Annotated in this window: 12 protein-coding genes and 2 pseudogenes; 10 read left to right on the top strand and 4 right to left on the bottom strand. The window is 57.3% G+C overall.

Annotated features, from left to right (window positions below; translation table 11 throughout):
- The first annotated feature begins 134 nt into the window (after positions 1-134).
- From ACR3FE_RS14660 to ACR3FE_RS14630, 7 genes and pseudogenes are all read left to right on the top strand, one after another.
- The gene (locus ACR3FE_RS14660; protein WP_458207900.1) at positions 135-2,375 is read left to right on the top strand and encodes a copper-translocating P-type ATPase; all 2,241 of its coding nucleotides are present in this window, start codon (positions 135-137) and stop codon (positions 2,373-2,375) included.
- Between the two features lie 148 nt (positions 2,376-2,523).
- Positions 2,524-3,291 (top strand): FG-GAP repeat protein, encoded by a 768-nt coding sequence (locus tag ACR3FE_RS14655; protein WP_458207899.1) that lies wholly within the window; start codon positions 2,524-2,526, stop codon positions 3,289-3,291.
- 75 nt (positions 3,292-3,366) lie between these two features.
- Positions 3,367-3,867 carry an FG-GAP repeat protein gene (locus ACR3FE_RS14650; protein ID WP_458207898.1) on the top strand — a complete coding sequence of 167 codons (501 nt, stop codon included), beginning with the start codon at positions 3,367-3,369 and terminating at the stop codon, positions 3,865-3,867.
- Between the two features lie 117 nt (positions 3,868-3,984).
- Positions 3,985-4,809, top strand: coding sequence for an aldo/keto reductase (locus tag ACR3FE_RS14645; protein ID WP_458207897.1), 825 nt, complete (start codon positions 3,985-3,987; stop codon positions 4,807-4,809).
- A gap of 128 nt (positions 4,810-4,937) precedes the next feature.
- Positions 4,938-5,216: pseudogene (locus ACR3FE_RS14640) on the top strand (hypothetical protein); the annotation flags it as partial.
- Entirely contained in the window at positions 5,204-5,917 is a 714-nt protein-coding gene (locus ACR3FE_RS14635; RefSeq protein ID WP_458207896.1) for a Kelch repeat-containing protein, read from the top strand. The pseudogene ACR3FE_RS14640 and the gene ACR3FE_RS14635, both read left to right, overlap by 13 nt.
- Before the next feature lie 541 nt (positions 5,918-6,458).
- A complete protein-coding gene (locus ACR3FE_RS14630; protein ID WP_458207895.1) occupies positions 6,459-6,596 on the top strand; it encodes a rubrerythrin-like domain-containing protein in 138 nt (45 codons plus the stop codon).
- Here the strand turns inward: ACR3FE_RS14630 and ACR3FE_RS14625 are convergent.
- A pseudogene (locus ACR3FE_RS14625) lies at positions 6,569-6,945 on the bottom strand (zinc ribbon domain-containing protein); the annotation flags it as partial. The gene ACR3FE_RS14630 and the pseudogene ACR3FE_RS14625 overlap by 28 nt on opposite strands.
- A 661-nt stretch (positions 6,946-7,606) precedes the next feature.
- On the opposite strand from ACR3FE_RS14625, the gene ACR3FE_RS14620 reads away from it, so the two are divergent.
- Complete coding sequence (locus tag ACR3FE_RS14620) at positions 7,607-8,530, top strand: hypothetical protein (protein WP_458207894.1); 924 nt, start codon at positions 7,607-7,609, stop codon at positions 8,528-8,530.
- Positions 8,531-8,760: 230 nt separating this feature from the next.
- On the top strand, positions 8,761-10,113 hold the full coding sequence (locus ACR3FE_RS14615) for a serpin family protein (RefSeq protein WP_458207893.1): 1,353 nt from the start codon (positions 8,761-8,763) through the stop codon (positions 10,111-10,113).
- An 87-nt stretch (positions 10,114-10,200) separates the two neighbouring features.
- On the opposite strand, the gene ACR3FE_RS14610 is transcribed toward ACR3FE_RS14615, so the two are convergent.
- Positions 10,201-11,526, bottom strand: coding sequence for a hypothetical protein (locus ACR3FE_RS14610; RefSeq protein ID WP_458207892.1), 1,326 nt, complete (start codon positions 11,524-11,526; stop codon positions 10,201-10,203).
- A 122-nt stretch (positions 11,527-11,648) separates the two neighbouring features.
- Here ACR3FE_RS14610 and ACR3FE_RS14605 point away from each other — a divergent pair, with 122 nt between their 5' ends.
- Positions 11,649-11,807, top strand: coding sequence for a hypothetical protein (locus tag ACR3FE_RS14605; protein WP_458207891.1), 159 nt, complete (start codon positions 11,649-11,651; stop codon positions 11,805-11,807).
- Positions 11,808-11,924: 117 nt separating this feature from the next.
- Here the strand turns inward: ACR3FE_RS14605 and ACR3FE_RS14600 are convergent, their stop codons facing one another.
- Complete coding sequence (locus ACR3FE_RS14600; RefSeq protein WP_458207890.1) at positions 11,925-12,965, bottom strand: NAD(P)/FAD-dependent oxidoreductase; 1,041 nt, start codon at positions 12,963-12,965, stop codon at positions 11,925-11,927.
- Positions 12,966-12,989: 24 nt separating this feature from the next.
- The gene (locus ACR3FE_RS14595; protein ID WP_458207889.1) at positions 12,990-13,361 is read right to left on the bottom strand and encodes a thioredoxin family protein; all 372 of its coding nucleotides are present in this window, start codon (positions 13,359-13,361) and stop codon (positions 12,990-12,992) included.
- Positions 13,362-13,422: the final 61 nt, after the last annotated feature.

Below are 13,422 nucleotides of genomic sequence, written 5' to 3'. Positions count from 1 at the left end.
GGCAGCGCATGACTGTCTCACACTGAGTCAGGCGTCTTTTTTGCATACGGGAGCTGTCGTCGAAAGCCGAGTGTCCTTGAGAGTGAACGCAGAACAACCATCACACTTGGGAACGTACAGCACATATTGATGCCATGGACGACCACCATCACTCGACCGACGACCACAGCGGACATGATCACCATGGCGTGAGTGACGAAAGCCAAGAAGCGAGACCCACTGACGAGCAAGCAGATTCACAAAGCGAACAGTCACTCCTCGAAGAGGAAGCTGGTGCTAACGACGCCGAGCGAGAGGTCGAACGCCATTTCGACCATCACGAAAACCACGATGGAAACGGACACGGCGACCACGGAGGGATGCACGAGGGGCACGAGGAGATGTTCCGACGACGGTTTTTCATCTCGACACTGCTGTCGATACCGGTTCTTCTCTACAGCGAAACACTCCAGGAGTGGCTCGGCTTCTCGGTGCCATCGTTCCCCGGCAGCGAATGGATTAGCCCGGTGTTCGCGGTGATCGTCTTCGGGTACGGTGGCGTGCCGTTCCTCCGAATGGCAGTCCCTGAACTCCGAGAGCGTGCACCGGGGATGATGACGCTTATCTCGATGGCAATCACCGTCGCGTTCGTCTACAGCCTGGCGAGCGTGGTTGTCCCGACGACGGCGGCGTTCTTCTGGGAACTTGTGACGCTTATCGACATCATGCTCCTCGGTCATTGGATCGAGATGCGAAGTGTTCGCCGGGCGTCCAGTGCGCTCGACGAACTCGCGCGGTTGATTCCCGATACCGCTGAGCGTATCACCACCGACGGTGAGACCGAGGAGGTACCGGTAAGCGACCTCACGGAAGGAGATCGCGTCCTCGTACGCCCTGGAGCGAACGTACCTGCAGATGGCGTGGTCGAGGAAGGGGATTCCGACGTGAACGAGGCGATGATTACGGGCGAATCCCGTGCGGTCTCGAAAGAGCCGGGAGACGAAGTCATCGGCGGCACCGTCAACGGCGATGGGAGCCTTCGCGTCCGCGTCACTGCCACCGGTGACGAAACGGCGCTTGCTGGCATCATGCGCCTCGTCGAAGAAGCGCAGCAGAGTCAATCTCGAACCCAGGTGCTCGCCGACCGTGCCGCAGGATGGCTGTTCTACGTTGCAGTGGCGTCAGCTGCAGTGACCGCCGTCGCGTGGACGGTTGCTACATCGTTCGGCGCGGCAGTCATCGAACGCGCGGTGACCGTGCTCGTCATTTCGTGTCCACACGCGCTCGGACTTGCCATTCCCCTCGTCGTCGCCATCAATACGTCACTCGCGGCACGCAATGGGATGCTCGTGAGAGACCGGATCGCCATGGAGCAGGCCCGCAATATCGATACGGTAGTCTTCGACAAGACGGGAACGCTTACGGAGGGCGAACAGGGTGTCGTCAACGTCGTCACTATCGACGGAGTCACCGAGGAAAAAGCGGTCGCACTCGCTGCCGCCGTCGAGGGTGACTCCGAGCACATGATCGCGGAGGCCATCCGAGAGGAAGCTGATGAACGCGGTGTTTCAGTCCGACCGGCGTCCGGTTTCGAGGCGCTCAAAGGTCGCGGCGTTCGGGCGACCGTGGATGGCGAAACGGTGTACGTCGGCGGGCCGAACCTCCTCTCGCAGTTCGAAAGTGATGTGCCAACCCGACTCACCGACTTCGCCGAGCGTGCCGGGGACAATGCACAAACAGTCGTGTATCTCGTGCGTGATGACGAGGTGATCGCCGCGTTCGCTCTCGCCGATGTCATTCGGGAGTCGAGCTATCGCGTCGTCGATGCGCTCCACGAACTCGGAATCGAGGTGGCGATGTTGACTGGTGACAGTGAAGACGTTGCAACCGCCGTCGCGAGTGAACTTGGTATCGACACCGTCTTCGCCGAAGTGTTGCCTGAAGACAAGGACAGAAAGGTTGCTGAACTGCAGGCACAGGAGAAGTTCGTTGCGATGGTCGGTGATGGGGTCAACGACGCTCCGGCGCTCACACGGGCGGATATCGGAATCGCGATTGGGAGTGGGACGGACGTTGCAGTACAGTCGGCAGATATCATCCTCGTGCAAAACAACCCACTTGACGTAGTTCGACTTATCACACTCAGTCGCGCGAGCTACCGGAAGATGAAACAGAATCTGGTCTGGGCGGCGGGCTACAACGTGGTCGCAATCCCGCTGGCGGCAGGCGTGCTTGCACCGGTCGGTATCCTCCTGTCGCCAGCGGTCGGCGCACTCCTGATGTCGCTGAGTACGGTCATCGTCGCGATCAACGCACAGTTCCTCCGCCGGATCGATCTCGACCTCCCCTCGCTTCCAGGGGTCTCTCCACATGGGAGCCCGAAGCCAGCGGACTAACCACAGTACTGCTCCCGTGAACGACGTGGCATACGCGGTGGACGGCGTTCCGATAGTAACCTGTTGGCGTTGTAATCTGATATAATTCTTCAGTGTATGGTTTATATAAATCCAATTTAAGGCTATTGAATCTGTAATCTCCAGGATGATGACGGACGATACTAATCCCCGAGACAAACGTGGTGGGCAACACCAATCAGGGAGAGCCACGCAGCAGTCGGTCGCTCGTCGAACGATACTGAAAGCAGGAGTACTGGGTTTCGGTAGTACGGCACTCGGTGTTCGGACTGGACAAGCACGTACTTCGCGCTCGACGAGTGATCCGGCGAAATCAGCCGTCTCCAGTATCGAAGAACCAGCGGGATGGGAACAGATTGGAGAATTGAACACAAACGATCTTACCGGGAACGATCAACTCACAAGTACGGTCGAAGTCGACTGCACAACCGTCGTCGTCGGTGCATATGAGATGGATTCCGAGGCTGGCGCGCTGTACGTTTTCGAATACGACGATGGTGACTGGAACCAGACAAAAGTCATCGCTGCCGACGCTGATCCCGACGAACAACTGGGGTATTCCATCGCGGTCGACGGTGATACCATCGTCTCTAGTACATCGACTAACGACCCAAGCCGCACAGGTACTGTATACGTTTTCCAGCGAGCAGGTGATGAATGGGAGCAGACCAGATTAGCCATCGAGAATGACAATTCCTGGAATTCATTCGGGATCTCGGTCGCCATGGACGATGACCGAATCGTCGTCGGTAACCCTGGTTCGGCGTACATCTTCGAACGAGTCTGTGACGGCTGGGAACGTACCAAATTAGTTCCATCCGACTCCAACTGGAGTCGATCATACGGACGGGCCGTGGATATCGATAGTGATAGAATCGTCGTTAGCGATCAAGATTAACGACATACGAACGATAGGGGATATGGTGCAGTGTATATCTTCGAACAAATCGATTCCACATGGAAAGAAACCAAATTGACCGAACGGGGAGACGCTCTGAGAGACGGCTATACAGATGACGGATTCGGTCTCTCGGTCGGCGTGGACGACGAGACCATTGTCGTCGGCGCATACGACGAAGAACCGTACGGCTTGTTCGGCGACACGAGTCATTCGGGTTCTGCGTACGTATTCGAACAAACAGGGACCGGTTGGGAACAAACGAAGCTTCGAAACAGATACAGCGACTATGGTGACAGATTTGGAGGATACAATGCGGTCGGAATCGACGACGGCACGGTCGTCATCGGGGCACGCAGTGGCGGCAGTTGGGCATCTGGGTTAGCGTCCGTGTACGAGCGACACGATGGCGAGTGGACACAGCAACTACTCCACCCCGTTGGCCTCGGCTATTTCGATGCCTTCGGTTCTACAGTTGCCATCGATGATGGAACCATCGCCGTCAGTGCACCTCGGCATAAAGACCCGGACGGGGAGAGGAGAAGTACAGTGTACGTCTTCAGGCGGGCTGGATGACGAGTTTTTGACCAACCAAATGCAGAAGCCGAAGTAACGATACCCACTTCACCGAACCGATATGGGTCGTGTGTTGTCGCCCCCAACGCCCGTGTAGCTGCACGCCGTGCATGCAGTATGCCACCGATGACAGAATCCGTGACCGTCGACGACGCAACCATCCCGTCTCTCGGCCTCGGAACCGCGCCGATGACAGGCAGAGAATGCCGTCAGGCTGTCGAGCAGGCGTTGAAATTGGACTACCGACACGTTGACACCGCGCAGATGTACGACAACGAAGACGCTGTCGGCGAGGGAATCGCCGCTTCTGACGTCGACCGTTCGGACGTCTTCGTGACGACGAAGCTCAACCGCGGGAACTTATCCTCCGAGAAGGTGTTGTCATCGGTTGATGCAAGTCTCGACCGGCTCGACACGACGTATGTCGACCTCCTGTTGATCCACGCGCCGAGTAGCCGCATTCCCATCGCGGAGACCATCGAAGCGATGAACGAATTGCAAGAACAGGGGCTCGTACACCACATCGGCGTCAGCAATTTCTCGACCGACCAGATGCAGGCCGCGATCGACACGTCTGAAACGCCGATCGTCACGAATCAGGTGAAGTACAATCCGTATCATCGCCAGGACGATCTACTCGAGTTCTGTATCGAGCAGGACGTGACTCTCACGGCGTATACACCGCTGGCAAAGGGCCGGGTCGCAGACGACGAGACACTCGTCAGGATCGGCGAGCGGTACGGCAAAACCGGCGCACAGGTCGCATTACGGTGGCTGCTTCAGCAGACGAACGTCATCGCGATCCCCAAAGCTTCCCGTGGCGAGCATTTGCGGGAGAATCTCGACGTCTTCGACTTCGAACTCACCGATGGGGAGATGGATGCGGTCTTCGCTGTCGAAGGAGGACTGGTCGATCGTCTTCGGAGTTTGTTCCGACGGTGATGAGAACGAGGTTTCACTAGCTGTCTGTAGTCGTTGGGCCCTCGCGATCGAAACCACACTGGAAACGTAGAGTTACTTCGTGAACGATTTGGCCGCTATATCTACTTGTGAAGGTCGTAGAGTACACCATGGCAGATCGAGATATCCCGCCATCTACGCTTTCCAGGCGATCCATGCTCCAGACTGTCGGCGGCGGCATGGTAGGTGCGATGGTCGTCGGTGGCGTCGGTGCAGCGAAGCAAGCAAGCGGAACGTGGCGAACCGGGCCATCGATGCCCAACGAGCGTACCGAGGTCGCCGCAACCACGCTCGACACAGAACTATACGTGGTCGGAGGATTCACCCCTGATGCTGTCACCGCCGAGGTTGTCGCCCTCGACCCAGCGAGCGGAACGTGGCGCACCGTCGCTCCGTTGCCAGAACCCGACACCACACTGCGGCGGTGGCGCTCGATGGAAACATTTACGTCGTCGGTGGCTTCCGCAGCCGAAGGTTCGACCCCGTGGACACAGTCTGGCGGTACGACGGCAATCAGTGGGACAGACGCGCACCGCTCCCGGCCCCGGGTGGTGCACTTACAGCCGAAGTCATCGACGGGAAGATCTACTCCGTAGGAGGTCAGCGTGACGAGTCGCTGAGGACAGTGACTGTCTACGATCCCGACACCGACGAGTGGAACGAGCGGACGCCGATGCCGACAGCCAGAAACCACCTCGCATCCGGGACGGTCAGCGGAAATCTCTACGCCGTCGGAGGGCGGACGAGCTTCTCGAACGTACTCGGTGCGACCGAGGTGTACGATGCAGCTAGCGACGAATGGACGACAGCGAGTTCGATGCCGACAGCCCGTGGTGGTCTCGCAGGGACGAGCCTGAATGGACGCGTCTTCGCTGTCGGTGGCGAGGGGCCCGACGGAACGTTCGAGAATGTCGAAGCCTACGACCCGACGACCGACGAGTGGGAGCAGATGCCGCCGCTTCCGACGCCACGACACGGACTGGGTGCGGAGGCTCTCGACAAAGAGTTATACGCCGCGGCAGGTAGGACGAATCCAGGATTTTCGTTCTCGGACGTGTTGGAGATATTTTCCCTGGATAACTCCGGATGATAATCTCCGTCCTGATCGGTGTGCTCCGAATCGATGACCGCCGCCGTTCTCTCCCGAACCGCTCGTACCAACAATTCAGTTGGCTTTCCCCACCTGACGGAAAACACGATTCCTGTCGTGTGAGTCGAGAATCGAAACATCGAACCACCCTCGAACGGGTTCGTTGCGAGGAACGTCCAGTTCGCGAGCACGAACGCGACGAACGACGCCAGACACATTGTCGATTGGTGACCATCTGTCTCGACTCGGTCGTCTTTGCCCTTCATCATCGACCTGTTCTGCCAGCTGACTGAAGCAATTCTGTATTCCCGAGTTCAGATGTCGTCGCGCTCGGTAAGTGAAGGAAAATTCGGTTGCGAAGTCTGTACGTCACCCCGTCCGCACGGGTGACTGATTCTAGAATCCAAATAACTTCCTGACGTGAAGAGATGATAGCAGCCAAAATCCCGATAGAAATATACGAAACAGTCACTAATTGAGTCAGATTCAACCCATTTGTACTCACAAACCTTTACTAATTGGCGAACCATAGTATACATCAATGTCAAAGAATACATCTTCCCATTCTAGGTATTACGAATGCCGGGACTGCAGGGAGAGGATGACGGCGGCTTCATATCGAGCGGCCTGCCCCGGATGTGACGGGAAGCTTCAGAATATCGCTGTGCCACGGGAGTGACTCCAGTGAACTACCCTACCCCACTTACTCGCCGCTGACGGGGGTCGTTCCTTGAGGGAAGGGCTTCCTGCTTCCACGACGCGCTTTGCAGGAACTGTGGTGGTTCCCGGAGGGAGCGCAGTCTCCATAGGCGTTGATTCGGGGTGTCCCACTCCCACATCTTCGAGACCGCGAGAAAGAATGTTCTACGCCGCATTCAATCCCTGTCGGTGGTGAACTCTTACGACGGGCAGGAGTGTTCGCGAACCCACAACGTTTTCTCCGACGAGACACCGCACGCCGTACACTCCTTGGTCGTCCCCGCTGGTTAGACCGCTACGAAGTGCGTCCCCTCTCGTTCGCACCTGTATTACCATCTCGAAACAATACGTATGCTCGACGGAGAGTGCATGGTTGTTCGACATCCTTGTCGAGACGGTGCATCCCATCGACTAAGTGCGACGACTTCGATGCCGAAATCGACCAAATTCATGCGGTTTTTGTCATTTTCGGATGATAGAATATGGGAGAATCAAAGATGGCACCAAACACAAGAGACTGTGTCTGCCACCCAGGAACACTTCAAAAAACCTGCCGGCTAATGAGGGGCAGTCGACGATTTGGGAATGAGTTGAGCTAGAGTCTGGTGAGATTCTAAAGACTTTCAAGTAAGATATTGAAAAATGCCTATTACCATAGTTAGCGGCCCCTCACTTGAGTCGATAGATGTTCGGGGTGGAGACTCCCCGGATAGCTGATTGGCTTGGAGTACAACAGTGACACAATCGAACCAACGAAAACAGAGCTTCACGGGAACGAATCGCCGGAGGTTTCTTGGAGCACTAGGAGTCGGACTCGCTTCCCTCAGCATGTCGGGGAGCACTCGGGCCATAGCGACCGAGACCTCCTCCCAGAATCAAGATGGGATTCCAGCAGAACTCCCAAGTGCCATCGAAATCGATGCCGAGAATAAGACAGTCACGCTTCCTGTCTATCGTGGCCGTGGGCCCGATAATGAGGAGGTATACTATGTGCTTACGGAGTCTTCGCGGATCGAACAGGCACTCGGCTTAGGCCTCAACTGGGCGCCGAAACTCAAAAACGCGCTCGGGACAGCGGCAGTCCAAGAGGTGAGAACGGGGGAAAGCAGTCAGTTCAACCCCCGTAATTCCCGGGTACGCTTCGAGGGGACCGTCGATTTCTCACAAGAACGTACAGTCGCACCGGGACCGGATATGTTCCCGCTCGATGTCGAGAACACCCAGCCTGGGTCAGTGGGCGACGAATCGTACAGTCCCTTCGTGACGACACCGAATCAGGACGTCGTCTTAAACGCACCGCACGTCGAGAATTCCACGGGCATGCACGATGGTCTCGTCGAGATCGACAAAGAATCGATGACTGTGACTCTTCGACTCGTCGAGGGGTTCTATGAGGAACGCGTCGTCCTCTATCTGACCACTGATGCATACCCGGCCGATGTGGCAGCCCTCGAGGGGGGTACCTTTGCCCAGAACCTGAGAGCGGCACCAGCAGCGGGTGATCGTGACCTCGAGAGCTCCGTCCGCGAGCCGATATTCCCGATCGTGAACGGGCCGATGGGCGACGACAACGCAGAACGTCAAGGACTCCGGTCAGCGGTCGCGGGCGAGGGTGACCCGCTTAATATCACCCGATCTGAGCAAGTGTGCCACGCCCCGCGAGACCCGACCGATTGTTCGCTCTTCTATAGTCCCCTGTGGGACGTCCATCCAATCGTGTGGACCGATGAAGCAATCGATGGCGGGCGTCGTCGTCGGCTGACTGACCACGAGGAAATAATCGATTTGGTTCTGGCGGGAGACCTCGCCAGCGGAGCAGATGGCCCCATCAATACACTTCTCGGGAACATTCGTGCCGCCGACGCGGCGGTCAACTGTCCGATCATCTCCGTAGAAGAAGAGGAGGGTGCCTGAATCGGATACCGGCCGATTTTCCAGATAGGTAGTCATCAATCTGCCTTCTCATTTGTCTGGTGAAAAACTAAAGAAGAGAATAACACCTCGGAAGCCATCTATCGCGGGATCAGGCCGAAGACGAAGATGTTCTCCTCTTCCAGAAGGTCTGGATATAGTCATCTAGAGATACTCAAACAACGACTGTTGCTATGCTCGAATTTTTGTTCTGTTGGCTACATGAGTACAGTATGAACCGGCGCAATTTGCTGGCACTTTCGGGTGCACTCGTCGCCTCAGCCATCGCTGGTTGTATGGGTGGGAGCCAGAAGCCGGCGGACACCACCACAGACCCCTCCACTGACGATCCATCGAAATCGCCGACAACATCACCGATAGAGGAACCAGTGACCGGCGAGCCGAACGTCGACGACGATCGATTGGCTGCGCTGGCTGCCGGTAACGCCGCATTCGCACTCGACCTTTACAACCACCTCGCGACTGAAACGGGGGGTAACCAGTTTCTTTCACCGTACAGCATCTCGACTGCGCTAGCGATGACCTACGCTGGTGCGCAGGGAGGGACAGAGACGCAGATGCGTGAGACGCTGCACTATACGCTCGGGGAGGATGTCCATCCGGTATTTGCCGACGTCCAGACTGCACTCGATACTCGCAAGACCACCAAAGATCCGATTGACGGCGGGGAGGTCGATGCCTTCCAGCTCGCGGTCGCAAACGCGTTGTGGGGCAAAGCAGATTACCCCTTCGCCGAGAACTATCTCTCTCTGGTGGAAGATCACTACGGTGCCGGGCTCCAGCACGCCGATTTCGCCAACGACCCCGATGGCGAGCGCCAACGAATCAACGAGTGGGTCGCCAATGCGACTAATGACCGCATCGAGAAGTTGCTCCCGCCGGGTTCGATCGATCCCTCAACGGTTCTGGTGCTCACCAACGCGATCTACTTCATGGCGACCTGGCAGTTCAAGTTCGATCCTGCGGACACCGAAGACAGGACGTTCACCGCACTGGACGGCACCGAATCGACCGTCCCACTGATGTCCCAGAACCTTCGGACGAACTATGCATCCACCAGCGATGCAGAAGTGATCGAACTCCCATACATCGGCGAGAAGGTATCGATGGTACTGATCCTCCCTGAGAAGGGTGAATTCACGGAGTTCGAGCGTTCCCTCGATGCCGACCAATTGTTTGGACTCTTCGAGGAACTCGGTGATGCGAGCGGAGATCTCCGACTGCCCCGCTTCGAGTTCGAAACAGAAGTTCAGCTCTCGGAGGTGCTGGCGGAACTCGGCATGCCCGTCGCCTTCGGAACTGGCGCTAACTTCAGCGGGATGGTCGACGGCGACGGTGGCAACCTTCACATCGACGAAGTGTACCACAAGGCGTTCGTGAGCGTCGACGAAGAAGGTACCGAGGCGGCAGCATCGACAGCAGTCGTCATGGTGGAATCGATGCCGTCCCGGTCCTTCGACCTGACGTTCGACCGACCGTTCATCTTCTGCATTCGCGACCGGCCGACCGACGCCGTCCTGTTCTTTGGCCGGGTCGTCGACGCTGGCCAGGAGCCGACGGTGTGACAAACGGGTATCGATCGACGGATGCGGTGAGAAATGTGGTGTATATCTGCGGGTTCGCAACTCGGTCGAAGGGTACGAACAGGCTGACTAGCTTTCGTTCGTGGGATGCCACCGATCCATGTGAGTGCTGTGCGTCTCTAAGTAGCTCTCTGGGCCCAATCGCGTATCGTAGTAGTCCGTATCGAGATGGTGGGCCTGCACTAACGGTCGCATGAAGATCGTGGGAACCGTGGCTGGGAACTTCCCGTATGTATCGAGAACATACTGTGCCATCTCCCCGATCGCCGCTACCAGTTCGTCCGAATATTCGTCCGCTGTCGCTTTGACCTCGCTGGAATACGGCCCCGGAGATGCAGGATCGTAGGCACCGCGCTCTCCGAATTTCTTCTCGACGAATGCTTCGACGGCAGCATGCATGTCCGGATAGTATGGCGGACAGAATCCTTCGTAGTGTCCGTCTAATCCAACGGGATTCGGAACAGTCCAGTCATCTCGCTGTTGGAACTGGAAGTCGAGACCGGTGATGCCGTCTTCCTTGTACGCGCCCATGATGGTCAGCGGATTCATCCCGGTGAACAACCAGCCACCTAATCCCATCGCCTGAAGGGCAAGCACCATGTTGTGGCCCATTATCCCGAGTTCGGTCGCAGTGGTCGAGAAGACGTACCGATCGAGGTATGTGAGTGGGATAGGCTTGTCCCGGTCTAATAACCCAGACTCGAAATACGGCTCCAGTTCGCCAGCGAACCGAGTCGCTCGATCATCGTAGAGTGCCATTCCCAACTGTGCCCATGGACTCAAGAACCCGAGGAACTGTTGTGCCACGTCAGCCACCGGAAAGAACACCGTAGAACCTTCCACGTTGGCATTCCAGCGATTGTGTGGACTCATGTGTGGGGTCTCCCTCGGAATCGAGAGTCGTTTCTCCTGAAGTTTGGTGGTGTAGTTGCGCTTGATCGTGAGAAACGACTCCACGTCCTCGTACGTGTTCCCCTTCCCAAGTGAGGCGGACTCGGAGTCACGGGTACTCACGAAGTAGACGCCGTCGTCGTCCGTGTAGAACAGTTCCACGGTGCCGATTCCGGCGGCAGTGGGAGTCGGTCGACCGGTAAACCGAGGTGAATAGGTACAGAGACCGGATTCGGTCACCGTATACGGGACTCCAAAATGCCAACCAGAAATGCCAACGGCGGAGGCCACGAGTATCGACTGTTCCACCTCATTCAGCGGGAAAGGATCCTTCTCAGACGAATATTGCAACGGCCCGTCCGGAATCTCGGCACCGAAAGCGAATCGCCGCGCCCGTCTCCCGAACAGGGCCTTGAACAGCGGGAATCCCCACACACCTTCTATCGCTTCGGTCGTGAGATGGTCGTTTTCGACTGGTTCGGACTCCGACTCGTCCCCGGACATGAGGCGTTATAAATCGTGATGATAGATGATAGCTGTTTGGGCAATTGGAGAGTTTTCAAGCGATGATTGGTAACTATTCACACGCCAACCATACGACTCGTGAGGAAGTAGGGGTACACAGGATGACAGACGACGAGCGTGTCGAGTGGAGGTGTGTGGAATGTCGGGAGCTATTCGAAGCGCCCGATGCACAGACCGCAACGTGCCCCCACTGTGGAGTCGTGTTGAAAATCCCCGACGAGGCATGGGAATACTACCGATCGAAGAAGAACTCGGAGTGACAGCCACCACACCCTCCTCACTCACGGAATACAGATCATCGACATCCTCCCCGCCCTGAAGGGCGAGGATTCCCCGACGAGAGTTCACGCTTGCATGTTTCTTCAAGAGAGACGTGATCAGTCGTCGGCTGGGACGGCTTCGGTTGTGGTGAGGATTTCGGGAGCCACTTCGTCGAGCCACTCGTCGGCGTCGATGGCGGCCATCGCTCCAAGACCTGCTGCAGTGACCGCTTGCTGGTAGTGGTCGTCGGTCACGTCCCCGGCGGCGAAGACACCTTCGACCGCCGTTTCCGTGGTTCGACCGGACTCGGTCTGGAGGTAGCCGTATTCGTCGAGTTCGAGTCGTGTCTCTTCGAGGAAGCCAGTGTTCGGTGTATGGCCGATGGCGTAAAAGACGCCACCGACGTCCAGCTCGAACTCCTCGACCGTGGAATCGTTGTCCTCGTACCGATCTTTCGGGTAGCCCTCCGGGTGGCGAACGAGCCGAGTACCTGTGACACCGGTCTCCGGAGTACCCTGGAGTTCGAGTAATTCTGTGTTCCAGAGGAACTCGATGTCGTCGTTCTCCATGGCACGCTGGGTCATGATCTCCGATGCGCGCAGTTCGTCGCGGCGGTGGGCGACGAAGACCTTTTCGGCGAACTTCGTGAGGAAGATAGCCTCTTCCATCGCCGAGTCGCCACCGCCAACGATCAACACTTCGTCGCCTCGATGAAATGCACCGTCACAGGTCGCACAGGTCGAGAGCCCGTGACCCATGAGTTCGTTTTCGTTCTTGGCATCGACCCAACGGGCACTCGCGCCCGTCGCGACCACGAGGGACATCGTTCGTAACGTTTCGCCGTCCGAGAGCGTCAACTCGAACGGACGCTCATCGAGGTCTGCGTCGATGATGCTCCCGGATCGGAACGTCGTTCCGAACTGCGCGGCTTGCTCTTTGATCTGGTCGACGAGCTCGAAGCCACCCACACCATCCGGGAAGCCAGGGAAGTTCTCCACATCGGTGGTTAGCGTGAGTTGCCCACCGGGTTCGTCCCCCATAAGGACGATGGGGCTCCGATTCGCTCGGGCTGCGTAGATGGCAGCCGTTTGACCTGCGATTCCTGCGCCTGCGATGACGATATCGTGAACGTCCGTATCTGTTTCTATAGTACTCATTTGTTGGATCTGCTGAAAGCCGGTTTACTGCGTTGCGTGCGTTTCGAGGAGGTCGACGAGCGTCTCAGCACTCTGGAAACCGTCGTCGAGGCGAGCGACTTCCTCGCCTTCCTTCAGGACGACGAGCGTCGGGACGCTCCGAATACCGAACTCGGCTGAGAGCTCCGGGACGAGTCCGGCGTTCACCATCGCCACCACGCCCGGTGCGACGCGAGCGGCCGTGCCGAGGACTGGCTCCATCGAAGCGCAGATTCCACAGTTCGACGTGAAGAACTCGAGAAGCACGAGGTCGTGCTCCGAACGGAGTTCGTCGTAATCGGCCATGGTGTTCAGTCGGGTGGGCTTTGTCGGCACGGATCCATCGTCGGGCGTGTTCGAGCGTATCGTTTCGGTCATCGTCGGTTTGTCGTTGGGTGGTATCTGTTTGGTTTAATGGCGATAGCGCAATACTGCAGTA

The sequence above is a fragment of the Haladaptatus rarus genome, assembly GCF_054177585.1.
The sequence above is the reverse complement of the archived record's forward strand: the minus strand, read 5'-3'. Positions and strand labels throughout refer to the sequence as shown.